General features: G+C 63.6%; 21 protein-coding genes. 10 read left to right on the top strand and 11 right to left on the bottom strand.

The genetic code is table 11. From position 1 onward, the window contains the following. Positions 1-26 precede the first annotated feature (26 nt). Positions 27-1,451: an MATE family efflux transporter gene (locus NKI50_RS14500; RefSeq protein ID WP_352716988.1), complete on the top strand. Its 1,425-nt coding sequence runs from the start codon at positions 27-29 to the stop codon at positions 1,449-1,451. 3 nt (positions 1,452-1,454) lie between these two features. On the opposite strand, the gene NKI50_RS14495 is transcribed toward NKI50_RS14500, so the two are convergent. Beyond that, entirely contained in the window at positions 1,455-2,531 is a 1,077-nt protein-coding gene (locus tag NKI50_RS14495) for a quinone-dependent dihydroorotate dehydrogenase (protein ID WP_352716959.1), read from the bottom strand. Further along, complete coding sequence (locus NKI50_RS14490) at positions 2,528-2,878, bottom strand: DUF952 domain-containing protein (protein ID WP_352716957.1); 351 nt, start codon at positions 2,876-2,878, stop codon at positions 2,528-2,530. The genes NKI50_RS14495 and NKI50_RS14490 overlap by 4 nt, the downstream gene beginning before the upstream one ends. 126 nt (positions 2,879-3,004) lie before the next feature. On the opposite strand from NKI50_RS14490, the gene NKI50_RS14485 reads away from it, so the two are divergent. Next, positions 3,005-3,436: a hypothetical protein gene (locus tag NKI50_RS14485; protein WP_352493790.1), complete on the top strand. Its 432-nt coding sequence runs from the start codon at positions 3,005-3,007 to the stop codon at positions 3,434-3,436. A gap of 118 nt (positions 3,437-3,554) precedes the next feature. Further along, entirely contained in the window at positions 3,555-4,217 is a 663-nt protein-coding gene (locus tag NKI50_RS14480) for a response regulator (protein ID WP_502893818.1), read from the top strand. A 3-nt stretch (positions 4,218-4,220) separates the two neighbouring features. Here NKI50_RS14480 and NKI50_RS14475 read toward each other — a convergent pair whose 3' ends face one another. Continuing rightward, positions 4,221-7,709, bottom strand: coding sequence for a PAS domain-containing hybrid sensor histidine kinase/response regulator (locus NKI50_RS14475; RefSeq protein ID WP_352547900.1), 3,489 nt, complete (start codon positions 7,707-7,709; stop codon positions 4,221-4,223). 233 nt (positions 7,710-7,942) lie between these two features. Between NKI50_RS14475 and mscL the strand changes: the two genes are divergently transcribed. Beyond that, on the top strand, positions 7,943-8,365 hold the full coding sequence (gene mscL, locus NKI50_RS14470) for a large conductance mechanosensitive channel protein MscL (protein WP_023719476.1): 423 nt from the start codon (positions 7,943-7,945) through the stop codon (positions 8,363-8,365). A gap of 111 nt (positions 8,366-8,476) precedes the next feature. Further along, positions 8,477-9,643, top strand: coding sequence for a pyridoxal phosphate-dependent aminotransferase (locus NKI50_RS14465; protein WP_352547899.1), 1,167 nt, complete (start codon positions 8,477-8,479; stop codon positions 9,641-9,643). A gap of 92 nt (positions 9,644-9,735) precedes the next feature. Here NKI50_RS14465 and hemA read toward each other — a convergent pair whose 3' ends face one another. Next, complete coding sequence (hemA, locus tag NKI50_RS14460) at positions 9,736-11,013, bottom strand: 5-aminolevulinate synthase (protein ID WP_023719474.1); 1,278 nt, start codon at positions 11,011-11,013, stop codon at positions 9,736-9,738. A 265-nt stretch (positions 11,014-11,278) separates the two neighbouring features. On the opposite strand from hemA, the gene galE reads away from it, so the two are divergent. Together galE and NKI50_RS14450 are read left to right on the top strand one after the other, a co-directional pair. After that, positions 11,279-12,274, top strand: coding sequence for a UDP-glucose 4-epimerase GalE (galE, locus tag NKI50_RS14455; RefSeq protein ID WP_023719473.1), 996 nt, complete (start codon positions 11,279-11,281; stop codon positions 12,272-12,274). A gap of 104 nt (positions 12,275-12,378) precedes the next feature. After that, positions 12,379-13,629 (top strand): D-amino acid dehydrogenase, encoded by a 1,251-nt coding sequence (locus tag NKI50_RS14450; protein WP_352482468.1) that lies wholly within the window; start codon positions 12,379-12,381, stop codon positions 13,627-13,629. 36 nt (positions 13,630-13,665) lie between these two features. On the opposite strand, the gene NKI50_RS14445 is transcribed toward NKI50_RS14450, so the two are convergent. The 7 genes from NKI50_RS14445 to NKI50_RS14415 all read right to left on the bottom strand — a co-directional run bounded on the left by NKI50_RS14445 (position 13,666) and on the right by NKI50_RS14415 (position 20,806). Then, the gene (locus NKI50_RS14445; RefSeq protein WP_352716953.1) at positions 13,666-15,036 is read right to left on the bottom strand and encodes an FGGY-family carbohydrate kinase; all 1,371 of its coding nucleotides are present in this window, start codon (positions 15,034-15,036) and stop codon (positions 13,666-13,668) included. After that, positions 15,033-15,350 carry an L-rhamnose mutarotase gene (gene rhaM, locus NKI50_RS14440; protein WP_352482465.1) on the bottom strand — a complete coding sequence of 106 codons (318 nt, stop codon included), beginning with the start codon at positions 15,348-15,350 and terminating at the stop codon, positions 15,033-15,035. The genes NKI50_RS14445 and rhaM overlap by 4 nt, the downstream gene beginning before the upstream one ends. Further along, positions 15,350-16,351, bottom strand: a complete 1,002-nt coding sequence (locus NKI50_RS14435; RefSeq protein WP_352482463.1) for an ABC transporter permease — start codon at positions 16,349-16,351, stop codon at positions 15,350-15,352. The genes rhaM and NKI50_RS14435 overlap by 1 nt, the downstream gene beginning before the upstream one ends. Continuing rightward, positions 16,348-17,325, bottom strand: a complete 978-nt coding sequence (locus NKI50_RS14430) for an ABC transporter permease (protein ID WP_352716951.1) — start codon at positions 17,323-17,325, stop codon at positions 16,348-16,350. Before NKI50_RS14430 ends, NKI50_RS14435 begins: the two co-directional genes overlap by 4 nt. Beyond that, positions 17,322-18,863, bottom strand: a complete 1,542-nt coding sequence (locus NKI50_RS14425; RefSeq protein ID WP_352716949.1) for a sugar ABC transporter ATP-binding protein — start codon at positions 18,861-18,863, stop codon at positions 17,322-17,324. Before NKI50_RS14425 ends, NKI50_RS14430 begins: the two co-directional genes overlap by 4 nt. Before the next feature lie 83 nt (positions 18,864-18,946). After that, the gene (gene rhaS, locus NKI50_RS14420) at positions 18,947-19,942 is read right to left on the bottom strand and encodes a rhamnose ABC transporter substrate-binding protein (RefSeq protein WP_352716946.1); all 996 of its coding nucleotides are present in this window, start codon (positions 19,940-19,942) and stop codon (positions 18,947-18,949) included. 54 nt (positions 19,943-19,996) lie between these two features. Continuing rightward, positions 19,997-20,806 (bottom strand): DeoR/GlpR family DNA-binding transcription regulator, encoded by an 810-nt coding sequence (locus NKI50_RS14415; protein WP_352493797.1) that lies wholly within the window; start codon positions 20,804-20,806, stop codon positions 19,997-19,999. Between the two features lie 188 nt (positions 20,807-20,994). On the opposite strand from NKI50_RS14415, the gene NKI50_RS14410 reads away from it, so the two are divergent. The 3 genes from NKI50_RS14410 (at position 20,995) to ggt (ending at position 26,650) form a co-directional block, all read left to right on the top strand. Beyond that, positions 20,995-23,097 carry a bifunctional rhamnulose-1-phosphate aldolase/short-chain dehydrogenase gene (locus NKI50_RS14410; RefSeq protein ID WP_352716944.1) on the top strand — a complete coding sequence of 701 codons (2,103 nt, stop codon included), beginning with the start codon at positions 20,995-20,997 and terminating at the stop codon, positions 23,095-23,097. A 169-nt stretch (positions 23,098-23,266) separates the two neighbouring features. Next, positions 23,267-24,559 carry an L-rhamnose catabolism isomerase gene (gene rhaI / locus NKI50_RS14405; RefSeq protein WP_023719463.1) on the top strand — a complete coding sequence of 431 codons (1,293 nt, stop codon included), beginning with the start codon at positions 23,267-23,269 and terminating at the stop codon, positions 24,557-24,559. Positions 24,560-24,919: 360 nt separating this feature from the next. Then, positions 24,920-26,650: a gamma-glutamyltransferase gene (gene ggt, locus NKI50_RS14400; protein WP_352716942.1), complete on the top strand. Its 1,731-nt coding sequence runs from the start codon at positions 24,920-24,922 to the stop codon at positions 26,648-26,650. Positions 26,651-26,707: the final 57 nt, after the last annotated feature.

The following is a 26,707-nucleotide window of genomic DNA, read 5'->3' as shown; positions in this document are numbered from 1 at the left end:
GGTTTCGGTTGACCATGCCGGGATGGATGGTTGCGCGAGATCCGCAAACTGGGGCACATCGGCTAGCCGATCAAGCCGCAACAGGAAGCAACACACGTTTGGAACAGGCTTTACCCACCGAAGCCCACGTCACCGAAGCCAGGGCTTTCGTCGTCACCAACCGTTCGGTGCTCGCCATCGCCGTGCCGATGACGCTTGCCTATCTGACGACGCCGTTGCTCGGAATTGTCGACACGGCGGTGGTCGGACAGTTCGGCGACGCCGCCCTTCTCGGCGGCCTGGCGGCCGGCGCCCTGATCTTCGACGTCGTTTTCACCACCTTCAACTTCCTGCGCTCCGGCACCACCGGCCTCGTCGCCCAGGCCTTCGGGCGCGGCGATGCACTGGAGGAGCAGGCGGTGTTCTGGCGCGCCGTGCTGATCGCGGTCGTCGCCGGCATCGTGTTTGCCGCACTTGCGCCCCTGGTTTCGGCTGCCGGGCAATGGTTCATCGGCGCCGAGCCGCGCGTCGGGGCGGCGATGGACGTCTATATCCGCATCAGGATGCTCGCAGCACCGTTCTCGCTTATCAATTACGCCATCCTTGGTTATGTGCTGGGGCGCGGCGAGGGCGGGCTCGGGCTGATGCTGCAGCTGGTGCTGAACGGCATCAATATCGCGCTCTGCTTCCTGCTCGCCCTGGAGCTTGGCTGGGGCGTTGCCGGCGTCGCCTGGGCGACGCTCACCGGCGAGTTCGTCGCCATGCTGCTTGGTCTCGCCATCGTCGGCCGGCGCTTCTGGGCCGCACCCAGGCTGCCGCGCCATCGCGTCCTCGATTTGCCGGCATTCCTGCGCATGATGTCGCTCAATCGCGATATCATGATCCGCTCCTTCTCACTGCTCGCCGCCTTCGCGCTGTTCACGCGCCAAGGCGCGCAATTCGGCACGCTGACGCTGGCCGCCAACGCCGTGCTGATGAACCTCTTCCTGGTTGCCGGCTATTTCCTCGACGGTTTCGCCACCGCCGCCGAACAGCTGGCCGGGCGCGCCATCGGCGCCCGTGCCGCCACGGCGTTTGACCAGGCGGTGCGGCTGACGCTGCTTTGGGGGCTCGGCCTGGCAGGCGTGGCGACGCTCGTGCTCCTGCTGGAAGGCACCGGTCTGGTCGCCCTGATCACGACCTCGACAGACGTCCGCGCCGTCGCCGACATCTACTTGCCATGGGCGGCATTCACCGCACTCAGCGGCGTGCTGGCTTTCGAGATGGACGGTGTTTTCATCGGCGCGACATGGTCGCGCGACATGCGCAACATGATGCTGGTGTCGTTCCTGGCGTTCAGCGCCGCGTTGCTGATCCTGGCGCCGGCGTTCGGCAATCACGGCCTGTGGGCGGCGCTGCACGTGTTCCTGCTGGTACGCGGCTTCAGCCTGCTCACTATATTGCGGCTGCGGGTGCGCACGGTCTTTAACTGATCGCTAAAGCGGTTTCGTCGCCCAGTGATCGAGGCGGCTGTCGCGAAGCTCGCGCAGCGACTTCAGCCCTTGACTGTCCATGAAACGGACCATGCCGGAAAGAATACGCCCCGGCAGCGCAGGCCCGGCATAGATCATGCCGGTATAGAGCTGGACGAGATCGGCGCCGGCACGGATCTTTTCCAGCGCCGTCTCGGCGGAATCGACGCCGCCGACGCCGATGATGGCGGGATCCGGGCCAAGTAGTTTTCGCATCCTTGCCAGCACGATGGTCGAGCGCTCGAACAAGGGTTTTCCCGAAAGCCCGCCGGTCTCGCCGGCAAGGCCCGCGCTGCGCAGGCCGGCTCGCGCGATCGTGGTGTTGGAGACGATGACGCCGTCCATTTGCTTGTCGGTGATCTCGGCGGCGATGTCCTCCAGTTCGGCCTCGACCAGGTCCGGCGCGATCTTGAGAAAGACGGGCGGCTTTGCCGGTGCCGCCGCACGCGCGGCCATGACCCGCGACAGGAGTTGACCAAGCTGTTCGCGCGCCTGCATGTTGCGCAGGCCCGGCGTGTTTGGCGAGGAGATGTTGATCGTCAGATAGCCGGCGTATCGCGCAAACCTGATCACGCCGCGCTCATAGTCGCCGACGCGGTCGGCGCTGTCCTTGTTGGCCCCGACGTTGACGCCGACGACGCCGGCGCGGCCCTTGCGGGCAGCAAGACGTTTTTCCGCGGCGGCGTGGCCTTCATTGTTGAAGCCCAGCCGGTTGATCACTGCCCCGTCCGAAGGCAGCCGGAAGATGCGCGGCTTCGGATTGCCCGTCTGCGGCAGCGGCGTGATCGTGCCGACCTCGGCGAAGCCGAAGCCGAGGCCGAGCAGTGCGTCCGGCACTTCGGCATTCTTGTCGTAGCCGGCGGCCATGCCGAGCGGGTTCGGGAAATCGAGCCCGCAAAGGCTGACCTTTAGCTTGTCGTCTCGCAAAGGGCGCCCGGCGACCGGCAGGCCGCATCTCAGCGCGGCAATCGACAGCCCATGCGCGGTTTCCGGATCGAGCGTGAACAGCAGTTTCTGGCCGATCCGGTCGAACGCGCTCATTCGGCCTCCAGCGCCGGGAATTCGTGCCGGCCGTCGGCACCGAGCGGCAATGCCTGCACCGAGACGACCGCATCGAGGCCGAGCCCGCCATAAAGATGCGGGAACAAGGCGCCGCCGCGCGAGACCTCGTATTTCAGCGCATCGCCGAGGTGCGCGCCGTCGACGGCGACCAGCAGCAACCCGCTCTGGCCGGCGAAATGCTTGCCTGCCGTTTCCCGAACCTGCCCGGCGGTGGAAAAATGGATGAAGCCATCGGCGACGTCGATCGGCGCGCCGGTGAAGCGGCCTTCTCGTTCAGCCTCGCGCCACAGCGCCTCGGGAACTATCTTGTAGATGATCTCGGACATCGTTGCGCTATAGTCCGAACCGACGACGCGGGGAAGGGCAGGCCCGCGTTCTTCCCCATTTCAGGTTCTTCCCCAATTCCGGCGCAAACTGTGATAGATTGCGCCGACTGGCTCATGGAGGAAAACATGCGTCTGAAACACGTCTTGATCCCCGCAGCACTGGTCTCGCTTGTCGCAGCTTCGGCCTTTTCCGAGGAAGCCGATCGCTACCGGCTGGAAAAATCGGCCAATGGCTATGTGCGCATGGATACGCAGACCGGCGCCATGTCGCTCTGCGAGGAGCGTTCCGGTCAGCTCGTCTGCAAGACAGCGGCCGACGAACGTGCCGCCTTCCAGGATCAGATCGACCGGCTGCAAAATTCGGTGAAGGCGCTCGACGAACGCGTCGCCAAGCTCGAAAATTCGCTTGCCGCGCGTTTCGAATCGACTTTGCCCAGCGAGGAGGATTTCAACAAGACGATGGGCTACATGGAGCGCTTCCTGCGCAGCTTCATGGATATCGTCAAGGACATGGACAAGGACGAAGACGGCGCCAAGCCCAATTCGCAAAAGACCTAGGCAATTCGCAAAAAGACCTAGGGCGGGAATAGCAAGCCGGCCACGCCGAACAGCGGCGTAGCGTTATGATCGTTCAGATCCTGCAAGGCGGAAAATCGCCAACGGGATTCGGGGAGGGATATCACCGTTGGGCTACACATTCGTCATCGCCGACGATCATCCGCTTTTTCGCGGTGCATTGAGGGAGGCACTCGCCGGCATCGGAGATGTTGCCGCCATTCACGAGGCCGGCGATTTCGAAAGCGCCAAGGCGCTGGTCCTGGCCAATGAGGATGTCGATCTGGTCCTGCTCGACCTCTCGATGCCGGGCGCAAGCGGCCTTTCCGGCCTGATCTCGTTGCGCGGCATCCATCCGGCGGTGCCGATGATGGTGGTCTCGGCGCATGACGATCCGGTGACGATCCGGCGCGCGCTCGACCTGGGCGCCTCGGGGTTCATCTCCAAATCGGCCAGCATGGAAGAGATCCGCAATGCGGTGCAGTCGGTGCTCGCAGGTGATATCGCGGCACCCGCCGGGGTCGATCTCGGCGTCGAGCGCGATCCCGAGATTTCCGACCTGATCAAGCGGCTGCAGGCGCTGACGCCACAGCAGACGCGCGTGCTCGGCATGCTGGCGGAGGGACTGCTCAACAAGCAGATAGCCTATGAGCTCGGCGTCTCCGAAGCGACGATCAAGGCGCATGTCTCGGCCATCCTGCAGAAGCTCGGCGTCGACAGCCGCACCCAGGCGGTCATCCTTTTGTCCAAGATCGGCAGCGACCCGGTGCAGGCCGCCGGCTGATTCTTATTCGGCCGCCGGCGCCAGCGGCCTGACCCTGGCCATCATCGAGCGCAGCATCGCCGGTTTCAACGGCTTGCTGATCACAGGCACGTCGAGCCTGCCGGCGGCGGCGCGAACCTCGCTGGAGCGGTCGGCGGTGACCAGCACGGCCGGCAGGTCCTCGCCATGGATCGCACGCAACTGGGCGATCAATTCGAGGCCGGTCTTGTCGTCGAGATGATAGTCGGCAAGCACAATGTCCGGCCGATGCATGGCGGACCTGTCGAGATCCTCCGCGCCGGAAAGCGTGTCGACGCTGCAGCCCCAGCCCTCGAGCAGCAGCCGCATGCCGTCGAGGATGCGGCCGTCATTGTCGATGCAGAGCACATGCAGCCCGGCAAGCGAGGTCGTAGCGCGGGCAGGCGGCTTCGCCTCGGCCTCGCGCCGCGGTGCCTGCACGGCCGCCACCGGCAGCAGCACGGAAAAGCGCGTGCCCTTGCCGGGATTGGAGAAGATCCGGATTTCAAGGCGCAGGACGCGGGCGATGCGGTCGACGATGGAGAGCCCCAAGCCGAGGCCTTCCGCCTCGCGCATGCCCTCGTCGAGCCGGGTGAATTCGCGGAACACGGTGTTGAGCTTGTCGCCGGCAATGCCGATGCCGGTGTCGATAACCTGGATCTCGGCCAGTTCGCCGCGCCGCCGCACGCCGACCAGGATGCGGCCATGGCGCGTATATTTGATGGCGTTGGAGACCAGGTTCTGGATCAGCCGGCGCAGCAGATTTCGATCCGTCATGACGCTGAGCGACGACGGCATGATCGAGAGTTCGAGCTTCTTTTCGGCGGCAAGCGGCCGGAAGTCGTTGCCGATCTGGCGCAGCAGCCCGTCGAGGCCGAAGCTCGTATCGTCCGGCTTCATCGCGCCGGCATCGAGGCGCGAAATGTCGAGCACCGCGCCGAGGATGGTCTCGACCGATTCCAGTGACGATTCGATATTCATCGCCGCCTTGCCGGCAGGCCCCTTGCCGGTCTTCTCGATCAGCGACGAGCAATAGAGGCGGGCGGCGTTCAGCGGCTGCAGGATGTCGTGGCCGGCGGCAGCGAGGAAGCGCGTCTTGCCGAGATTGGCCTCTTCGGCCAGCATCTGCGCCTGCGCCAGCTCCTCGTTGACGCGGGTGAGCTCGGCGGTGCGGCTCTTCACGCGCTGTTCCAGCGATTCATTGGCGCGCTTCAGCGCCAGATCCTGCTCGACGCGCCCTGAGATGTCGGCATAGGTGGCGACGATGCCGCCGTCCGGCATCGGATTGGAGCGCAATTCCAGGATACGCCCGCTGGTCTTCAGCTCCATCTGCCATGGGCTGACGAAGCTGGTCAGGCGGTTCAGCATGGTGACGCGCTGGTCTGGCGGTATATCGCCGCGCTCGGCAAGGTGGCGCAGGATACGATCGAGCGAGACGCCGACCTGGCCCATTTCGTCGGGCAGGTCGAACAGCGCCCGGTACTGGCGGTTCCAGCAGATCAACCGGAAATCGCGGTCGAAGACGGTGATGCCCTGTTCCATCTGGTCGAGTGCGATCTGCAGCAGGTCGCGATTGTGCTGTAGCGCCTCGGTGGCGTCGTCGAGCAGGCGGAAGGCGTCCTTGGATTCGCGGTCGTTGCGGCGCAGCAGCAGCGACAGGATCAGCCGCGCCGAGGAGGAGCCGACGGCACTGGCCAGAAGCTGCTCGGAGAAGCGGATGACATCCATGCTGGCCTGTTCGTTGCCGTGCAGTGAAGTGCCGCTGCTCTTCTCGAATGACTGGAAGGAGCGCTCGGTGCGTTCGACACCGAGATAGCGCGCGATCGTGTCCTTGAGGTCGTTGACGGTGATCGTGGTGCGGAAGCGGCGCAGGCTCGGCAGCGGCCCCGCCTCGCGCGGCACGAAGATCGACGCCTGGATGCGTTCCAGCGGCACCGACGCGCGCGACAGTGAGCCGAACACAAAAAACAACGTATTGATCGACAGGCTCCACAGCACGCCATGGTTCAGCGGCTCGGCGACGGTGCCGAACAGGGCTTGCGGCCGCAATGCATCGAAGCCGAACAGGCCGTGGACGAGGATGCCGGTCTCGGGCGCGGCGAGCGAGGGAAGCAGTAGCGTGTAGCTCCAGACGACGATGCCGGCCACCATGCCGAGTGCCGCACCCCTTCCGTTGGCGCCGCGCCAGACCAGGCCGCCGATCATTGCCGGCGCGAACTGCGCGATCGCGGCGAACGACATCAGGCCGATCGAGGATAGCCGCGCGCTGTTTGTGCTCTCGCGGTAGTAGAGGAAGGCGATGAACAGCATGATGAAGATCGCCGCCCGCCGCACATTGAGGATGAGCGTCGACCAGTCCTCGCTCTCTGAGGTCGTGGTCCGCAGCAGCCGGCGCACGAACAGCGGAATGATCAGGTCGTTGGAGATCATGATCGACAGCGCGACGCTTTCGACGATCACCATTGCCGTCGCCGCCGACAGGCCGCCGATAAAGGCGGCCATGGCCAGCACGTCGTGGCCGCTGAACAGCGGCAGTGACAGCACATAGAGGTCGCTGCTGGTCCTGGGGCCGACCAGTTCCAGGCCGGCCAGCGCGATCGGCAGCACGAACAGGTTGATTGCCACGAGATAGAGCGGAAACACCCATGTCGCCGTGCGCAGCTCAGCCTCGCTGCGGTTCTCGACGATGGTGACGTAGAACTGGCGCGGCAGCATGAGGATGGCAAAGCCGCTCAGGCATGTCAGTACCAGCCAGGTCGCGAGCGAGGTGTTGTAGCCCATCGCCTGGCGCACCTGCGTGTTTTCGGCGAGCCGGTCGAACATATCGCCTGGCCCGCCGAAGATCAGAAACGTGACCATCAGGCCTATCGCCAGGAAGGCGGCGAGCTTGACCACGGTCTCGACCGCCACCGCCAGCACCAGACCGTCCTGGTGTTCGGTGGCGTCGGCATGGCGCGTGCCGAACAGCACGGCAAACAGCGCCAGCAGCATGGCAACGACAAGCGAGATGTCGCTGACGAACGGATCGAACGACGGCGGCGAGCCGGTATAGTGCTCGACCATCAGGCTGACCGAGCCGGAGATCGCCTTCAATTGCAGCGCCATGTAAGGCACCGCGCCTATGGTTGCGATCAGCGTGGCGATCGCCCCGACAGCGAAGCTCTTGCCGTAGCGGGCGCCGAGAAAGTCGGCGATCGAGGTGATCTTCTCGGTCTTTGCCAGCCTGACGATGCGCTGCAGCAGCGGAAAGCCGAACACGAACACCAGAACCGGTCCGATATAGATGCCGAGGAATTCGAGGCCGCGCTCGGAGGAGAGCCCGACCGAGCCGAAGAAGGTCCAGGAGGTGCAGTAGATGGCGAGGCTGAGCGCATAGATAAAGGGCCGGGCGCGGCCAGGCCCGGATGAAGTCGAGCGCCGGTCGCCCAGGCTGGCGATAGCAAACAGCAACGTCACATAGGCGATCGCGATGATGACGATGAACCAGCCCTGCACGCCTCGAACTTCCTCCCTGCGCCGGCTTTTTCATCCGGCCTTGCAGACGCAATCACAGCTTGGCCACCGAGTCCATCGCGGCTTTCGGCGCATTATGGCCGCGGCTTCGCGCAATCCAGGCCGGGGAAACACGTCTTTGCTCCTGTCGCAACCGCAGGTTTTTGCTATTCTGCCTGCCGGTCGATGCCGAGGGCGTGGACGGCAGCACGGCCGGTCAGGAAAAGGAGGGTCGAATGCTGAAAGAGTTTCAGGAATTCATTTCCAGGGGCAATGTGATGGACCTGGCCGTCGCCGTCATCATCGGCGCTGCCTTCGGCAAGATCGTCACCTCGCTGGTCGACGACATCATCATGCCGGTCATCGGGGCGATTTTGGGCGGATTAGACTTCAACAACTACTTTCTGCCCTTGTCCTCGGCCGTTAACGCCACATCGCTGGCGGATGCCAAGAAACAGGGCGCGGTCTTCGCCTATGGCAGCTTCATCACCGTGGCGTTGAACTTCCTTATCCTCGCCTTCATTATCTTCCTGATGGTCAAGGCGGTGAACAATCTGCGCCAGCGGCTGGAGCGCGAGAAACCGGCTACCCCGGCCGCTCCGCCACCAGCCGACGTCGCGCTGCTCACCGAAATTCGCGATCTCCTCGCCAGAAAGTAGCGCCTGCGGCAACTTTCTGGACCAAAACCCCGGTCGCTTGCGGCCGGGGTTTTCTGTTTTCGTCCGCCCTGAAACACGCTAGCAGTCGAGCAAACGAAAACGGACCCATCCATGACCCTGATCGATACTCTGCGCGCCGAAGCGCGGGCGGCGCCCGAAAGCGGCATTGTCGCCGTCATGAATCGTGGCCGCGGCCGCGACGGTATGATCCCGCTTTGGGCCGGCGAGGGCGACCTGCCGACGCCTGCCTTCATCACCGATGCCGCCGCCAAGGCGCTGGCCGCCGGCGAGACCTTCTACACCTGGCAGCGGGGCATTCCCGAACTCAGGCAGGCGCTCGCCCGCTACTACACCAGGCATTTCGGCAAGACTTTCGCCAACGAAGAATTCATCGTCACCGGCTCCGGCATGCATGCCATCCAGATGGCCATCGACGCGGTGGCCGGCAAGGGCGACGAACTTGTCTACCTGTCGCCGGCATGGCCGAATTTCGCCGCCGCCGCCGGCGTGGCCGGCGCCGTTCCGGTTGCAGTCACCCTTGATCAGTCCGGCAATGGCTGGTCCTGCGATGTCGACAAGATCGCAGCGGCGATCACGCCACGGACCAAGGCGCTGTTCGTCAACACGCCGTCCAACCCGACCGGCTGGACCGCCGACAAGGAGACGCTGCAGGCAATCCTCGATCTCGCCCGCGAAAGGGGCCTGTGGATCATTGCCGACGAGATCTATTCGCTGTTCCACTACGGCCATGGCCGCGCGGCGTCGTTCATCGACATCATGGCCGATGAGGACCGCATCCTGTTCGTCAATTCCTTTTCCAAGAACTGGGCGATGACCGGCTGGCGCATCGGCTGGATCAAGATCCATCCCGCCTTGCAGCAGGTGTTCGAGAACCTGGTCCAGTATTCGACTTCCGGCGTTGCGCAGTTCATGCAGCGCGGCGCCGTCGTCGCCCTCGACGAGGGCGATGCCTTCATCGTCGAACAGGTGGAGCGGGCGAGGGCGGCGCGCGACCTCGTCTGCGGCATTCTCGCCGAAACCGGCAGGGCGCGGTTCACCGTGCCGCAGGGCGCGTTCTATCTGTTCTTCGCCGTCGACGGCATCACCGATTCCCGCGCTGCCGCTTTCGACATGGTCGACCGCGCCAATGTCGGCCTGGCCCCCGGCACCGCCTTCGGCCCCGGCGGCGAAGCTTTCCTCAGGCTATGCTTCCACCGCCGCCTCGACCAGCTCGAAGAAGCCGCGCACCGGCTGGCGAAATGGATGAAGACTGTGTGAGGTGTGTTGAGCTTCGCGCCAGGCATCGCAGCACTGAAAAATGAGGCGGCACCGATAGGCGGCTTCCGCAATGGTGCCCGTAGCGGCGGAGGTTACCCGCCCGACTTCGGCACCAGCAACGGAATGACGCGGTCGCTCTTGGCCACTGAAGGCCGGCCGGCCGAACCGTAGGGAATCCCCAACGCATCCCATGTCTCGACTAGCGCGTCCTGTAAGGAGGCAATCAGCGCGTCAGAATGGAACGGTGTCGGCGTGATGCGCAGCCGTTCGGTGCCGCGCGGCACTGTCGGGTAATTGATCGGCTGGATATAGATGCCGTGCACGCCGAGCAGGCGGTCGCTGGCCATCTTGCAGAGCTCGGGATCGCCGACCAGCAGCGGCACGATGTGGGTAGGTGACTCCATTACCGGCAGGCCGGCCGCGGCAAGCACTTCCTTGGTCCGCGTCGCCTGACGCAGCTGCGCGTCGCGCTCGGCCTGCGAGCGCTTGAGATGGCGGATCGAGGTGGTTGCCGCGGCAGCGATCGCCGGCGGCAGCGCCGTGGTGAAGATGAAGCCCGGCGCATAGGAGCGCACGGCGTCGATCACGGCGCTGGTGCCGGTGATGTAGCCGCCAAGCGTGCCGAACGCCTTGGCCAGTGTGCCCTCGATGATGTCGATGCGGTCGGCCAGCCCTTCGCGCTCGGTGATGCCGCCGCCGCGCGGCCCGTACATGCCGACGGCATGGACCTCGTCTATATAAGTCATCGCATTGTAACGCTCGGCGAGGTCGACGATCTGCTTGATCGGCGCGATGTCGCCATCCATCGAATAGACGCTCTCGAAGACGATCAGCTTGGCACGCTCGCGGCCGGCCGCCTGCAGCAGGCTTTCGAGATGCGCGACGTCGTTATGGCGGAAGATCTTCTTCTCGGCGCCCGAGCGCCGCACACCCTCGATCATCGAAGCGTGGTTAAGCTCGTCCGAGATGATCAGGCAATTGGGAAGCAGCTTTGCAATGGTCGAGATCGACGCTTCGTTTGAAACGAAGCCGGAGGTGAAAACCAGTGCCGCTTCCTTGTCGTGCAGGTCGGCAAGCTCCAGTTCGAGCTCGACCAGCGGGTTGCTGGTGCCCGAAATGTTGCGGGTGCCGCCAGCCCCCGATCCCATTTTGCCTGCCGCCTTCTGGAACGCGGCGATGACGTCGGGATGCTGGCCCATGCCGAGATAATCGTTGGAGCACCAGACGGTGATTTCCTCGGCGCGGCCATTGGCACGCCAGATGGCGCGCGGGAATTTTCCCACGATACGCTCAAGGTCGGCGAAGACGCGATAGCGACGCTCTGCATGGAGCTGGTCGATCGCTTCCTCGAAAAACCGCTGGTAATTCATGTCGCCTTCCCAATTTTGCGCGGGATCATAGTCATTGGCCTATTCGCCGTCCACCGCACCGTTTTGGTCAAAATGCCACGCCCCAGGCCTGTTCCTAACGACCACGGAACGTGGCCTATTCCCTTGATGTGGATCAATCTTGTTTCAGGACAATGCCACCCGCCGATGAGACTGGTTACCGCAGATTGTAATGGCCTGGCGGCAGGTTTTCCAGTACGGCGACGATTGAGACAGTTCCGATAAATCATGAATAGCGAGGATGCGGATGACGGTTTTGGTGACAGGCGGTGCCGGCTATATCGGCAGCCATATGGTCTGGGAGTTGCTGGACACGGGCGACAGCGTCGTCGTCCTCGACCGGCTTTCGACCGGCTTTGAATGGGCGGTGGCTCCGGAAGCAAAGCTCGTCGTCGGCGATGTCGCCGACAAGGAATTGGTCGCCTCGATCATCCGCGACAACAAGGTCGACGCGATCATCCATTTCGCCGGCTCGATTGTCGTGCCCGAATCGGTGGCCGACCCGCTTGCCTATTACGAGAATAACACCTGCAAGACACGCACCCTGATCGAGACCGCGGTGCGCGAAGGCGTGCCCAATTTCATCTTTTCCTCGACCGCCGCCGTCTATGGCGGCGCCGGCCTGGAGCCGGTGCGCGAGGACGCCAGGCTTGCGCCGGAATCGCCCTACGGCCTGTCCAAGCTGATGAGCGAATGGATGCTCCGCGACGCGGCTATTGCCTATGGGCTGCGCTATACGGCGCTGCGCTATTTCAACGTCGCCGGCGCCGACCCGAAGGGCCGCACCGGCCAGTCGACGCCCGGCGCCACGCATCTGATCAAGGTCGCCTGCGAGACGGCGCTCGGCAAGCGCCCCTTCATGCAGGTGTTCGGCACCGACTATCCGACGCCGGACGGCACCTGCATGCGCGACTATATCCATGTCAGCGACCTGGCGGCGGCGCATCGGCTGGCCCTGCAGCGGCTGCGTGCCGGCGGATCGAGCCTGGTCGCCAATTGCGGCTACAGCCACGGCTATTCGGTGCTCGAGGTCATCGACAGCGTACGCCGCGTCTTCGGCCATGATTTCGAGGTGCGGATGGGCGAGCGCCGCCCCGGTGACGCCGCCGCGGTTGTCGCCAATTCGGAGCTGGCCCGCGGCGAACTCGGCTGGACCCCGCAGCGTGACAACCTCGACCAGATCGTCTCCGATGCGCTTGCCTGGGAGCGCATCCTGACCAGCAAGAATTCGGCTCTGGGCTAAGCGCGGGCTCTCCGTAAGGGCTCGTCGGCAGGAGGCAGAGGCGCTATTGAAGGGCCTCACGGCTGAGCGTGCAGGCGTTCGGCTGCGTTCGACTTGGGGGCGGCATGAAAATATCGGTGCTTGGAGCCGGCGTCGTTGGCACGGCGGCGGCCTATTGTCTGGCCAGCGACGGCCATGAAGTCACGGTGATCGAGCGCCATCCGGCGGCGGCGCGCGGCACCAGCCAGTCGAATGCCGGCCTGGTATCTCCCGGCGATGCCACCGCCTGGGCTTCGCCCGCCGCGCTTAAAACGTTCCTGCGAGCCCTCTACAACCACGATCTCGGCATCAAGGTGCGGCTGCGCTTCGATCCGTATTTTGTCGCCTGGAGCCTGCGCTTCCTGCGCCAGTGCACGCATAAGCGCATGCGCGCCAACACCGAGATCAAGCTGCGCCTGGCGCTCTATTCGCGCAACTGCATCAACGCCATCTCCGCCGACACCGGCATCCACTATGACGAGCGCAAGAAAGGCATTCTGTATTTCTTCCGCTCGCAGCAGAGCTTTGATACCGGCACCGACAATTACCGCTATCTCGCCGAACATGGCCTGCCGATCGAGATCGTCGGCCGCGACCGGCTGGTCGAGCTCGAGCCCGGCCTTGCCGGAGCCAAGGACAAAATTGCCGGCGGCGTCTATTCGCCGATCGACCAGACCGGCGATTCCAGTCAATTCACGCAGCGCCTCGCTGCCTATGCCGCCGAAAAACTCGGTGTCCAATTCCTCTACGGCACGACGGTCGAAGGCCTCGACATCGACGGCGACCGGGTGCGCGCGGTGATGACCTCGGCCGGCCCGGTGGCCGGCGACGCCGTGGTCATTTCCATGGGGCCGGAGAGCGGTCTGCTCGGCCGCCGCTACGGCATCGACCTGCCCGTCTATCCCGTGAAGGGCTATACCGTGACCGTTCCGCTGGAAGATGAAAGCAACGGGCCGATCATGGGCGGCGCCGACGAGGACCGGCTGATCGGCTATTCCAGGCTGGGAAATCGGCTGCGGATGTCCTCGACGGCGGAGTTCACCGGTTTCGACCGCACGTTCAAGCCGCGCGATTTCAACTCGATCCTGAACACCGGCAAGGACCTGTTCCCCGGCGCCTTCGACGAGAGCAAGGCCGAGCTCTGGGCTGGACTTCGCCCGATGATGCCGAACTCCGTGCCGGTCATCGGCCGGGCGCGGTATGACAATCTATATCTCGATACCGGCCACGGCCATCTCGGCTGGACCATGGCCTGCGGTTCGGGAAAATTCCTTGCCGACGTGGTCGCCGGCCGCAAGCCGGAGATCGATCCACAAGGATTGCTCTACGCGGGCTAGCAACGGCCTGACCGCAGGGCGCCATGAGCTCGGCGGTCAGGCTCGTTCGTCGACTGCCGAACGCCAGGAGCGCACGTAACTTGTCCAGAGTGGATCGGCCGACGGTTCGGTCCTTTCGCCTCTGCCTTGCGGTGTCCCCTGGTCCGACGCCAGCAAGGCGGCGCCGATGCTGGTGCCTGTCGCAGCCGCGGAGGCAATGACGGCGCGCGCCGTCGCCGCAGCCAGCATGCGGGTGAACAGCCGGTTGCGGGCGAAGGGTCCTTCGACGATGGTTGACCCCCCGCCGCCGATCAGATCGAGGCAGGTCGCGGTCATCAGCGCCAGGTAGAACGAGATGGCGACAAAGCGCTGGCCGGCCGTCATACCTTCGGCGCTGAGCCACGCCGCGGCATAGTGCGGAAACGGCCCCGAATCCTGTTGGGTCGAAGGCAACAGGGACGTCTTGCGCGCGAGCACCGCGGCGACATCGTCTTCGGTCCAGTCTTCCGATTGGCCTTCCGTCAGCACGGAGAACTCGCGGCCACCCATGAAGCGCGCCGAGGGCACGGCATCGCCGAACGCGTTGACATTGACCAGCGTGTCGCGCGCCGGATCGAGCGTGACCTTGCTGCCGCCAACCGCCATCGACACCACCCAGGTGCCGGTCGAGACGACGGAGAAAGGCGGCTTGTCGGACAGGAGATGCGGCAGCAGCGAGGCGTTGGAATCGTGCAGGCCGCAATACACCGGCGTTTGCGGATCAAGGCCGGTTTGCCGCGCCAGAGCGGGCAGGATCGGGCCCAAGCGGTCCTTGGCCTGCCGCACCGGCGCCATTAGCCGGCGCCATTCCAGCCGGTCGACCAGTGGGGAAAAATCCGCTTTCCACGGGTTCCACAGATCGGTGTGGCAGCCGAGCGAAGTCACCTCGCTGGCGGCGACGCCGGTCAGGCGCAAGGCCCAGTATTGCGGATACATCAGCATCGCGGCGGCCCTGGCGAAATCCGCTGGAAAGCGCTTCTGCTGCCAGAACAACTGCGCGCCGAGATTGAGGCCGGCCGGCAGGCGCGGCGTGCCGGTCTCGGTGAAAGGCGGGCGGATCGCGTCGTAGTCCTTGGCGAAGGCATCCGGACCGTCGAACTCGTAATCGAGCACCGGCAGCGCCAGTTCGCCTGATGCGTCGGCCAGCACCGCCGTTGCGCCATGGGTGGTGATCGATATCGCGTCGATGCGCTGCTCGCGATCGATCTCTGCCAGGCTGCCGAGGATGAACGCCCATAACCGCTCGACGTCGTGGTGCGGATACGGGCGTTGCCGAACCGGCTCGTTGACCATCCTGCGCAGCGCCACTTCGCTTGCTGCGGCGAGATCGACCAGCGCCACCTTGGCGTTGGTCTTGCCGATATCGATGACGGCGACGTGGCGGGTCATTCCATATGGAACATTGTTTCCAGCGGCACCGCCACCGGCTCGTTGTTCGGCTTGGTTTCCATGATGTCTGCCATCTCGGCCCACCAGCGCTGCATCGCCGGATGCTTAGGCAATTCGTCCATGCCATGGTCGTCACGGCGCCACAGCACGCCGAACAAGGTGTTGGTCTCCTCGTCGAGATGGATCGAGTAATCGGAGATACCAGCCTGTTTTAGCAACGCGACGAGTGACGGCCAGATGTCGTCGTGGCGCCTCTTGTATTCGGCCTTCATGCCGGGATTGAGCTTCATCTTGAACGCATATTTTTCGGGCATCAGGCAAAGCGCTCCCGCCGCACGCGCTGCCACAGGATCGGCAGCGCGATGACGATGATCAGCAGCAGGCCGATGAAGATCGACATGACGATCCCCGGCACGTTGAGCAGGCCAAGACCGAAGGTCACCAGCCCCATGATGAAGGCCGCCAGCACGACGCCCAGAATGCTGCCGGCGCCGCCGAGAATGCTGACGCCGCCGAGCACCACCATGGTGATGACTTCGAGTTCGTAGCCCTGCGCGATCGACGGCCGGGTCGAGCCGAGCCGTGACGTAATCAGCACCGAGGCGATGCCCGCCATCAGGCCGGTCAGGCAAAACAGGATGAACTTGATGCGGCCGACACGCACGCCGGAAAACTGCGCCGCAACCGGGTTGTTGCCGATGGCAAAGACCCGGCGGCCGAAGCTCGTCCGATGCAGAAGGAACCAGTAGACGACGGCCGCGACCAGGAAAAGCGTCAGTTCGAACGACACCACCCACCAGACATAACCTTGGCCGAAGAAGGCGAAGCTCGCGGGATAGCCCTTGTAGGCCTGGTCGCCGAGGATGATGAAGGCAACGCCGCGAAACAGGCTCATCGTGCCGATGGTGACGACGATCGACGGCAGCCCCAGCCTGGTGACGAGCAGCCCGTTGAAGGCGCCGCAGCCGAGCCCGACGACGATGCCGATTGCCACCAGGACAGGCGTGCCGGCGCCGGCCTGCACCGCCATGCCCATCATCGTCGAGGCGAGTGCGATGATAGCGGCGACCGACAGGTCGATTTCGCCGGAGATGATCAGCAGTGCCATGGCCAGCGCGATCAGCGCCTTTTCGGTGAAGTTGAAAGTCAGGTCCGACAGCGACCACGCGTCGAGGAAATAGGGCGAGGCAAAACTGTTGACGGCAAAGATGGCGACCGCCACGACGACCAGCAGCGCCTCCCATGAGAAGATCGCCGCAGTGAACGGCTTGTCGAGTCGGTTCGGAACATGGCGCGGGGCAGGGGTATCGGTCATGCCACTTCCGCCTTTTTGAGGATGATGCGGCCTTGCCGGCGTTCGCCGCGCGCGTTGAGCACCACGGCCAGGATGATGGCGCTGCCCGAAATCGCCATTTGCCAGAAGGGCGAGATATTGATCACCGGCAGCGCGTTGGAGATGATACCGAGGAACAGCGCGCCGAGCACCGCGCCGCCGACCGAGCCGATGCCGCCGGCGATGGAGATGCCGCCGATGACGCAGGCGGCGATGATGTTGAGCTCATGGCCGTTGGCGACCTCGACCGAGGCGATGACGTAGCGCGAGATCCAGAGATAGCCGCAGAGGCCGCCGATCATCCCCGAAATGCAGAAGACGATGAATTTCGTCCGGCCGACGTCGATGCCGGCATAGACCGATGCGGTCGGGTTGACACCGATGGCGTAGATCGAGCGGCCGAGCGCCGTGCGCGTCATCACAAGGAAGAACAAGGCGATGACCAGCAGGGCAATCCATGACAGCACCGGTATGCCGAGGAACGTCGCGCGCTGCAGGCCGATGAAATCGGGGCTCATCTGGTCGGCGTTGACCCAGGCGCCGCCTGAAATAACGAAGGTGGCGCCGCGGTAGATGGTGAGAGTGCCGAGCGTTACCACGATCGAGGGAATGTTCAGCCGCCACACCAACAGGCCATTGATGGCGCCGAGCACCAGGCCGACCAGAAGTGCGATGACGATCAGCAGCGGGATCGGGATTGCCGGATGCGCGGCGTTCAGCATCGCCACCACCATGCCGGTGAAGCAGAGATTGGCTGCCATCGACAGGTCGATCGAGCGGGTCAGGATAACCACCATCTGGCCGAGCGCCAGGATCATCAGGATCGACGTGTCGTTGAACACCTGGCGCACATTGCCGGGAGCGGCAAAGCCCGGAAAACGCATCGAGATCAGCCCGATCAGCACGGCGATTGCCGCCAGCAGCCAGACTTCGCGGTATTTGAGAAGAGCCTTCATGCCGCGATCCCCGCTGCCGTCCTGACCAGCGTTTCGGCGTCGAGCCCCTTATTGTCGTAGACCGCGGCAATGCGGCCCTCGCGCATAACGACGACACGGTCGGACATGCCGAGAATTTCCGGCAGTTCGGACGACACCATGATAACCGACAGGCCTTGCGCGACGAGCTCGGCCATGAAGCCGTGCACGGCGGCCTTCGAGCCGATGTCGATGCCCTTGGTCGGCTCGTCCAGTATGATCACCTTGGGCGCGGTCGCCAGCCATTTGGCGATGACGATCTTCTGCTGGTTGCCGCCCGACAGCGTGCCGACGTCCTGGCTGAGCGAGGAGGCGCGCAGGTCGAGCCGCTCTGTGTAGGAGCGGGCTAGCGCAAACTCTTCCGCCAGCCGCAATACGCCGGATTTGGAGGTTCGCTTGAGCGAAGGCAGCGAGACATTCTGGAAGATAGGCAGGCCGATCACCACGCCTTGCTTGCCGCGTTCCTCCGGCACATAGACGATGCCGGCATCGATCGAATCCGCCGCCGATTTCGGCGCGATCGCTTTGCCTTCCAGCGTGATCGTGCCGCCGCTGGTGCGGGTGATGCCTGATATCGCCTGCATCACCTCGCTGCGCCCGGCGCCGACAAGACCGTAGAAGCCGAGGATCTCGCCCCTGTGCAGCTCGAAGCCGATATCATCGAACTCGGTCGGATGCGACAGGCCGGAGACGGCCAGCACCGGAGCGCCGATCTCGGCCTTGCGCTGCGGAAAGATATGGTCGACCGCGCGGCCGACCATCATGCGCACGATCTGGCTCTGGCCGGCATCCTTGATCAGGCCTTCGCCAACCATCTCGCCGTCACGGAACACGGTATAGCGGTCGGCGATGCGGTAGATCTCATCGAATTTGTGGCTGATGAACAGGATCGCCTTGCCGTCGCTCTTGAGGAATTCGATCAGCAGGAAAAGCTCTTCGATCTCCTTCATCGAAAGTGCTGCCGTCGGCTCGTCCATGATGACGATCCGCGCGTCGATCGACATGGCGCGGGCAACGGCGACGAGATGCTTGTTGGCGATGCCGAGATCCTTCAGCCTGGCATCGGCGTCGATATGGCCGGCGCCCATCGTGTCCAGCACCTCGCGGGCATTCTTGCGCATGGTGCGCCAGTCGATGGTCTTGAAGCGGGTGCGCGGCGCATGGCCGAGGAAGATGTTTTCGGCCACCGTCAGATCGTCGAACAGCACGGTTTCCTGATGGATGGCGGTGATGCCATGCCCGAAGGCGGCATGGGCGCTGGGCAAAGCGACGGGCTGGCCGTCGATGTTGATTGTGCCTGAATCGGGCTGATAGATGCCGGTCATGATCTTGACCAGCGTCGACTTGCCGGCGCCGTTCTCGCCGATCAGCGCGGTCACCTGGCCGGGATAGAGCGACAGGCTGACATCGTGCAGCGCGCGCACGCCGGGAAAGCTTTTCGAGATGCCGGACAGCGTCAGCCGCGGCCCGGGAGACAAAGGCGCTTCCTTCGCCACTTCGTGTTGGGCTGTCGTGTCCATAATCGTATCAAGCCCTGAAACTAGGTCCGGTTGAGGCCGCGGCGGGGCCAAGGTCCCGCCGCACCAGTTCGAAGGCTCCAGGATCAATAGATCTTGGAGAACTTTTCGATGTTCGACTTGTCGAACTGGAAGGGCGGAGCCATCGCAGCCGAGTTGGTGTCGTCGAGCGTGACCTTGCCGACGCGGCCGATCGACAGCGTAGCACCGGGCTTCGCCTCTTCCTTCTTCACCGCCAGGTCGTGGGCGAGGTAGACGGCCGAATAGCCGAGGTCGATCGGGTTCCACAGCGCAACCGCTTGGCTGGCGCCATTGTCGATGAACTTCTTGAACTCCGATGGCAGCGCCAGGCCGGTGACGTTGACCTTGCCGATCAGGCCTTCATCGGTCACCACCTGCGCGGCGGCAACGACGCCGACCGTGGTCGGTGCGATGATCGCCTTGAGGTTCGGGTAGGACTTCAGCAAGCCCTTGGCCTCGTCCGTGCTCTTGGCCGAGTCGTCGTCGCCATAGACGGTGGCGACGAGCTTGATCTTGGGGAACTTCTCCGGCAGCACCTTCTTGGCCGCGTCGATCCAGGCGTTCTGGTTGGTCGCGGTGGACGAAGCCGACAGGATGGCGACATCGCCGCCTTCCGGCAGGTAGTCGGCGGCAAGCTTGATGATGGTCTCGCCGATCAGGTTGGTGTCGGAAGGGTTGAGGTGAAGCTGGCGGCCTTCCGGCGCGACGCCTGAATCCCACGAGATGACGGTGATGCCGCGTTCCATCGCCTTCTTCAGCGCCGGAACCAGCGCGTCGGCGTCATTGGCCGAAATGGCGATGGCGTTGACCTTCTGGGCGATCAGCGAATTGACCACTTCGATCTGCGCTTCGGCGGTCGCCTTGGTCGGGCCGGTGTAGATGATCTCGACGTCGCCGAGTTCCTTGGCCGCCTCTTCGGCGCCCTTGTTGGCGGCGTCCAAGAAGCCGTTGCCGAGCGACTTCACCACCAGCGCGATCTTGACGTTTTCGGCATAGGCGGCATTCACGAACATGGCGGCGGAAAACGCCGCCGTAACCATCAGTTTCTTCAGAAAGCTCATCGAATATCCTCCCTTGAGCGTTGCATTCCATCGCCGCTGCGGGCGTGAGTTTTCTCAGGCCTGCAGCGAAGATTCTTCCTTATTGCTTGCCGTTGTGCGGGCGACGATCAGCGTCACGCCGGCGGTCTCCAGCATCTTGGCTTCGCGATCCTCGATGCCGTCGTCGGTGATCACCGTGGCGATGCGCGACAGGCCGCACAGGATCAGGCTCGAGCGCTTGCGAAATTTCGAGGAGTCGACCAGCACCACCAATTCGTCCGCCTGGTCGATAAGCTTCTGCTCGGCCTGGATCAGCAGCGGGTCGCCTTCCATAAGACCCAGCGGCCCCAGTCCCTGCGCGCCCATGAACATGCGGCGCGCGTAGAAATTGCGCGTCACGTCATTGTCGAAGGGCGACAGGATGATGTTCTGCTCGCGGTAGATGGTGCCGCCCGACAGCATCACCGTGTTCTTGGAATGCCTGAGCAGGTGCTCGGCGATCGGAAAGGAATTGGTGAAGATCGGCATGCGGCGGCCGCTCAGGAAATGCACCATCTGGAACGTGGTGGTGCCGCCATTGATGATGATCGGCTCGCCGTCCTTGCAGAGTTCCACGGCCTCTCGTGCGATCGCCCGCTTCTGCGAAGCGTTGATCGTCTCGTTGACGGAAAACGGCCGGCCGGCAAGGCCGATGAACTGCGGAGGCGAGAGCGCCTCGGCGCCGCCGCGCACTCGGCGCAGCCGCTTTTGCACATGCAATGCCGCGATGTCGCGCCGGATCGTCGCCTCCGACGACTCCGTCAGGTCGACCATCTCCTGCACCGTCACCACAGGCTTTTCCTGGACGGCGGACAGAATGATCCTGTGGCGCTCTTTCTCGTGCATGGTTCCTCCCTGCTTGAGCATCTAGGCACCCAAAGCGCGCAGTGTCAATCATTTCCGATCAGATAATTTCATTGTGCAGTGCAATATGATTGATATTGATCGTTTGTGATTGACAAGACAGCCGCTTGCGTAGAAATTCGCACAAAAGGGACCCGCGCCGTTTGCGTGTCCCAAAGGGAGGATTACCTATGCTCGACAAGCGCTCCGGCACGCGCCTCGCCAATCTTTGGGATGACGCAAAAGCGCAAGCGATGAGCGAGCCCGAACGTCTGGTCTATCGCTCGAATGTTCTTGGCTCCGACAAGCGCGTCACCAATTATGGCGGCGGCAACACCTCCTCCAAGATCTGGCAAAACGATCCGCTCACTGGGCAGAGCGTGGAAGTGCTGTGGGTCAAGGGCTCGGGCGGCGACAGCGCCTCGATCAAACTCGACGGCTTCGCCACGCTCTACATGGACAAATTGCGCGCGCTGAAAGGTCTCTATCGTGGCCTCGAACATGAAGACGAGATGGTCGGCTATTTGCCCCACTGCACTTTCAACCTCAACCCGCGCGCGGCCTCGATCGACACACCGCTGCATGCCTTCGTGCCGAAGCCTTATGTCGACCACATGCACCCCGACGCCATCATCGCTATTGCCGCCGCCAAGGATTCGCAGGCGCTGACCAAGGAGATATTCGGCGACACGATCGGCTGGCTGCCATGGAAGCGCCCGGGCTTCGAACTCGGCCTGTGGCTGGAGAAATTCTGCCTCGAGAACCCCGAGGCCAAGGGTGTCGTGCTGGCAAGCCATGGCCTGTTCAGCTGGGGCGACACGCCGAAGGAATGCTACGAGACGACGATTTCGGTGATCAACCAGGCGATCGACTGGTTCGAGCGCAAGAGCCAGGGCAAGCCGATCTTCGGCGGCGAAATCGTCAAATCGCTCGATGCACCGGCGCGTCGCGCTGTGGCTGCAAAACTGATGCCGAGGATCCGCGGCCTGATCTCGGAGAAAAGCCATAAGCTCGGCCATTTCGACGATTCTCCTGCGGTGCTCGAATTCGTCAATTCCAGGGATTTGCGGCCGTTGGCGGCACTCGGCACATCCTGCCCGGACCACTTCCTGCGCACCAAGATCCGGCCGCTGGTCATCGAGTTCGAGCCCAGGAATCCCGATGTCGATGCCGTCATTGCCCGTCTTGTCGACGATGTGGCGGAGTATCGCGTCGGCTATCAGGCCTATTATAACCGCTGCAAGCACGCGGATTCGCCACCGGTGCGCGATCCGAACGCCGTGGTCTATCTGATGCCCGGTGTCGGCATGTTCACCTTCGCCGGCGACAAGGCGACGGCGCGTATATCGGGCGAATTCTACGTCAACGCCATCAACGTCATGCGCGGCGCCTCGACGGTGTCGACCTATGTCGGGCTGCCCGACCAGGAAGCCTTCGATATCGAATACTGGCTGCTCGAACAGGCAAAGCTGCAGCGCCTGCCGAAACCGAAAGCTCTTGCCGGCCAAATCGCGCTGGTCACCGGCGGCGCCGGCGGCATTGGCCGCGCCACCGCCAACCGGCTGCTGCGCGAAGGCGCCTGCGTCGTGCTGGCCGATATCGACGAGGCAGCCCTTGCCAGCGCCAATGACGAGCTTGCCAAGGCCTACGGCAAGGATTTCGTGCGGCCCGTCGTCATCAACGTCACGTCCGAGGATCAGGTGATCTCCGGCTTTGCCGAGACAGCGGTCGAGTTCGGCGGCATCGACATCCTGGTGTCCAACGCTGGCCTGGCCTCCTCGGCGCCGATCGAGGACACCACGCTGGCGCTGTGGAACAAGAACATGGACATCTTGTCGACGGGATATTTCCTGGTTTCGCGGGAGGCGTTCCGGCTGTTTCGGACGCAAAAGATCGGCGGCAACGTCGTCTTCGTCGCCTCCAAGAACGGCCTTGCCGCATCGCCCAATGCCGCCGCCTATTGCACGGCCAAGGCCGCCGAGATCCATCTGGCGCGCTGCCTGGCACTGGAGGGCGCGGAAGCGCAGATCCGGGTCAATGTCGTCAATCCCGACGCCGTGCTGCGCGGCTCGAAGATCTGGACCGGCGAATGGAAGGAACAGCGCGCCGCCGCTTACAAGATGTCGACCGACGATCTCGAAGAGCATTACCGCTCGCGCTCAATGCTGAAGCGGTCGGTATTCCCCGAGGACATCGCCGAAGCGATCTATTTTTTCGCCTCCGACATGTCGGCAAAATCGACCGGCAACATCATCAACGTCGATGCCGGCAACGCGCAGAGTTTTACGCGATAATAGTTTGAAGGCGGCGCTGCCCCTCACCCTTACCCTCTCCCCGTAAGGACGGGGAGAGGGGGTCGCCAATGCCGGAGCGCTTCCCTTCTCTCCGTCTCTATACGGGGAGAAGGTGCCGGCAGGCGGATGAGGGGCAGCGTCAACCGAACGCATTTGGGAGGAAACCACCATGTCCGAAACCATCATCTCCGCCGACCTCGTCGACAGGCACAATGCCGCGCGCAATGCCGACCTCAAGCGCGACTACGAGTCCCTCGGCGAGCGCCTCGACCGCCGCGGCATCGCCATCGATGCCATACGCGACAAGGTCGAGAAATTCGCCGTCGCCATCCCGTCCTGGGGCGTCGGCACCGGCGGCACCCGCTTTGCCCGCTTTCCCGGCGCTGGCGAGCCGCGCGACATTTTCGACAAGATCGAGGACTGCGCCGTCATCCGCCAACTGACGCAGGCGACGCCGACCGTCTCGCTGCATATTCCGTGGGACAAGGCCGATCCGAACCGGCTGAAGCAGGCGGCATCCCGCTTCGGCCTCGGCTTCGACGCCATCAACTCCAATACCTTCTCCGACGCCAGGGACCAAAAACTTTCGTATAAGTTCGGCTCGTTGTCGCATGCCGATGCCGCAACACGCCGGCAGGCGGTCGAGCATAATCTCGAATGCATCGAGATCGGCAGGACGCTGGGCTCGAAAGCGCTGACGGTGTGGATCGGCGACGGCTCGAATTTTCCCGGCCAGGTTAATTTCGCCAAGGCGTTCGAGCGTTATCTCGACGCGATGAAGGAGATTTATGCCGGACTGCCGGACGACTGGAAGCTGTTCACCGAGCACAAGATGTACGAGCCGGCCTTTTATTCGACCGTCGTGCAGGATTGGGGCACCAACTACATCATCGCCAAAGAGCTTGGCGACAAGGCGTTCTGCCTGGTCGACCTCGGCCATCACGCCCCCAACGTCAACATCGAGATGATCGTGTCGCGGCTGATCCAGTTCAAGAAGCTCGGCGGCTTCCATTTCAACGATTCGAAATATGGCGACGACGACCTCGACGCCGGCTCGATCGATCCCTACCGGCTGTTCCTGGTCTTCAACGAACTGGTCGATGCCGAGCTTTCCGGTGCCGAAGGGTTCGATCCGGCCCACATGCTCGACCAGAGCCACAACGTCACCGATCCGATCGAAAGCCTGATGCTGTCGGCGGTTGAAGTGCAGCGCGCCTATGCCCAGGCGCTGCTGGTCGATCGCAAGGCGCTCGAAGGCTTCCAGGACGCCAATGATGCGCTGATGGCAACGCAGACGCTGAAGATAGCCTATCGCACCGATGTCGAGCCGATCCTCGCCATGGCACGACTAAAGACCGGCGGCGCCATCGATCCGGTCGCAGCCTACCGCGCCGCCGGCTACCGGGCGAAGGTCGCAGCCGAACGGCCGGCGGTGGCGAGCGTCGGCGGCGGGATTGTTTGATGTCGGGGTGAAAATGAAAAACCCGCCAGAGGCGGGTCGTTGGAGCCAATTAGCACCACACCCAGATTAGTAGCATAGCTGCCGGCACAAAGCAAGAACAAAGTTGCTCGCCAGCGTTGAATCGCGCCTTCATTTCAGCTTGGATTCCTCGCCCCCACGAAAGTGGGGGAGAGGTGGCTCGGCGAAGCCGAGACGGAGAGGGGGAGCCGCGCTCTACGAAGGCCCCCTCTCCGGCCGCTTCGCGGCGAGGAACCTCAGGTGTTGATAGAAGGTGCAAGCCTCGCCGATCCCATTATTGTCAGTAGACTCAACCGCTCCAAGCGCGTTTCCTAGGCTCACCTCAAGCCACGGAGAACGGCCATGCACCGCCGAACCCTAATCGCCGTCAGCCTTTCCCTCACCCTGACCTTCGTGCCGTTCCTCGCCTTCGCCGCTTCGCCGCAGCCGGCGAAGGGCGAGCACGGCATGGTGGTGACCGCCCAGCATCTTGCGTCTGAAGTCGGCGTCGAGGTGCTGAAGAAGGGCGGCAATGCCGTCGATGCCGCGGTCGCCGTCGGCTATGCGCTGGCCGTGGTCTATCCGACCGCCGGCAATATCGGCGGTGGCGGCTTCATGACCATCCGCTTCAAGGACGGCCGCTCGACCTTCCTCGATTTCCGCGAGCGCGCGCCGCTCGCCGCAACCAAAACCATGTATCTCGACAAGGACGGCAAGCCGGTAAAGGGCGCCAGTCTCGACGGCTATCTGGCCGTCGGCGTGCCGGGTTCGGTCGCCGGCTTCGAGATGGCGCGGGAGAAATACGGCACGCTGACGCGGCAGGACTTGCTGGCGCCGGCCATCCGCTTTGCCAGGGAAGGCTTCGTACTGGAGCAGGGCGATGCGGCCTTGCTCCAGGGCGGCGCGGAGCGGTTGGCGAGGGACCCGGCGGCGGCGGCCGTTTTCCTCAAGCCGGACGGCAAGCCTTACACCGTCGGCGAGCGCCTCGTTCAGCCCGATCTCGCGGCTTCGCTTGCCGCCATTTCCGAACGCGGTGCGGATGCCTTCTACAAAGGCGCGATCGCCGACGCCATCGTCAAGGCGAGCGGCGAGAAGGGCGGCATTCTGGCCAAGGCGGATTTCGAAAACTACGCGGTGCGCGAGCTCAAGCCGGCGACCTGCAATTATCGCGGCTACGAGATCACGTCCTCGCCGCCGCCGAGCTCCGGCGGCGTCATCATCTGCGAGATCCTCAACGTGCTTGAGTTCTATCCGCTGTCCTATCTCGGCGCTGGTTCGGCCGAGACGGTTCACGTCATGGTCGAGGCGATGCGCCACGCCTATGTCGACCGGAATTCGGCGCTCGGCGATCCCGGCTTCGTCGACAATCCGGTCGCAAAACTGCTCGACAAGAATTACGCCAGGGAAATCCGCGAAAAGATCGATCCGTTCCGGGCCGGCGTGTCGCAGGAATTGATGCCGAAGGGCTTTGGCGAGAGCAACGAGACGACGCATTATTCGATCATCGACAATGACGGCAACGCCGTCGCGGTAACCTACACGCTGAACGGCTCTTTCGGCGCCGGCGTCGTCGCCGACGGCACCGGCATCCTGCTCAACAACGAGATGGACGACTTCACCCAGAAACCCGGCGTGCCCAATCTCTACGGCCTCGTCCAGGGCGAGGCGAATGCGATCGCGCCGAAAAAGACGCCGCTGTCGTCGATGAGCCCGACCATCCTCGCCAAAGACGGCAAGCCGTTCATGGTCATCGGCAGCCCTGGCGGTTCACGCATCATCACCATCACGCTGGAGGCGATCGTCAACGTCATCGATCACGGCATGAACATCCAGGAAGCGATCGACGCTCCGCGCATCCACCACCAATGGTTACCCGACACGGTCTATATCGAACCCTTCGGCCTGTCGCCGGATACCGAAAAGCTGCTTACCGGCATGGGCTACCGCCTCGATCTCGCCGAGGCGAATTGGGGCCAGGCGGCCGGCATCCTGGTCGGCGGCAAGAGCCTGGCGGAAATCGAGAAGGGCGGCGGCGCCCGCTACAACGGTGCCATCGACAGCCGCGCCGCATCCGGCGAGGCTATCGGGTATTAGACCATGGTCCCAAAAGGTGGAACCGGTTTTCGGATAAGGTCACGGTCAATAGGAAGA

Origin of the sequence: Mesorhizobium sp. M0563, from assembly GCF_040321065.1 — a bacterium.
Lineage (GTDB): Bacteria > Pseudomonadota > Alphaproteobacteria > Rhizobiales > Rhizobiaceae > Mesorhizobium.
This window is presented reverse-complemented; position numbering and strand designations above follow the sequence as displayed.

Excerpts from the sequence above, each read along its gene's own strand:
- NKI50_RS14500 (WP_352716988.1), top strand. The coding sequence starts at position 27 with ATGGTTGCGCGAGATCCGCAAACTGGGGCACATCGGCTAGCCGATCAA.
- NKI50_RS14495 (WP_352716959.1), bottom strand. The coding sequence starts at position 2,531 with ATGAGCGCGTTCGACCGGATCGGCCAGAAACTGCTGTTCACGCTCGAT.
- NKI50_RS14490 (WP_352716957.1), bottom strand. The coding sequence starts at position 2,878 with ATGTCCGAGATCATCTACAAGATAGTTCCCGAGGCGCTGTGGCGCGAG.
- NKI50_RS14485 (WP_352493790.1), top strand. The coding sequence starts at position 3,005 with ATGCGTCTGAAACACGTCTTGATCCCCGCAGCACTGGTCTCGCTTGTC.
- mscL (WP_023719476.1), top strand. The coding sequence starts at position 7,943 with ATGCTGAAAGAGTTTCAGGAATTCATTTCCAGGGGCAATGTGATGGAC.
- NKI50_RS14465 (WP_352547899.1), top strand. The coding sequence starts at position 8,477 with ATGACCCTGATCGATACTCTGCGCGCCGAAGCGCGGGCGGCGCCCGAA.
- hemA (WP_023719474.1), bottom strand. The coding sequence starts at position 11,013 with ATGAATTACCAGCGGTTTTTCGAGGAAGCGATCGACCAGCTCCATGCA.
- galE (WP_023719473.1), top strand. The coding sequence starts at position 11,279 with ATGACGGTTTTGGTGACAGGCGGTGCCGGCTATATCGGCAGCCATATG.
- NKI50_RS14450 (WP_352482468.1), top strand. The coding sequence starts at position 12,379 with ATGAAAATATCGGTGCTTGGAGCCGGCGTCGTTGGCACGGCGGCGGCC.
- NKI50_RS14445 (WP_352716953.1), bottom strand. The coding sequence starts at position 15,036 with ATGACCCGCCACGTCGCCGTCATCGATATCGGCAAGACCAACGCCAAG.
- rhaM (WP_352482465.1), bottom strand. The coding sequence starts at position 15,350 with ATGCCCGAAAAATATGCGTTCAAGATGAAGCTCAATCCCGGCATGAAG.
- NKI50_RS14435 (WP_352482463.1), bottom strand. The coding sequence starts at position 16,351 with ATGACCGATACCCCTGCCCCGCGCCATGTTCCGAACCGACTCGACAAG.
- NKI50_RS14430 (WP_352716951.1), bottom strand. The coding sequence starts at position 17,325 with ATGAAGGCTCTTCTCAAATACCGCGAAGTCTGGCTGCTGGCGGCAATC.
- NKI50_RS14425 (WP_352716949.1), bottom strand. The coding sequence starts at position 18,863 with ATGGACACGACAGCCCAACACGAAGTGGCGAAGGAAGCGCCTTTGTCT.
- rhaS (WP_352716946.1), bottom strand. The coding sequence starts at position 19,942 with ATGAGCTTTCTGAAGAAACTGATGGTTACGGCGGCGTTTTCCGCCGCC.
- NKI50_RS14415 (WP_352493797.1), bottom strand. The coding sequence starts at position 20,806 with ATGCACGAGAAAGAGCGCCACAGGATCATTCTGTCCGCCGTCCAGGAA.
- NKI50_RS14410 (WP_352716944.1), top strand. The coding sequence starts at position 20,995 with ATGCTCGACAAGCGCTCCGGCACGCGCCTCGCCAATCTTTGGGATGAC.
- rhaI (WP_023719463.1), top strand. The coding sequence starts at position 23,267 with ATGTCCGAAACCATCATCTCCGCCGACCTCGTCGACAGGCACAATGCC.
- ggt (WP_352716942.1), top strand. The coding sequence starts at position 24,920 with ATGCACCGCCGAACCCTAATCGCCGTCAGCCTTTCCCTCACCCTGACC.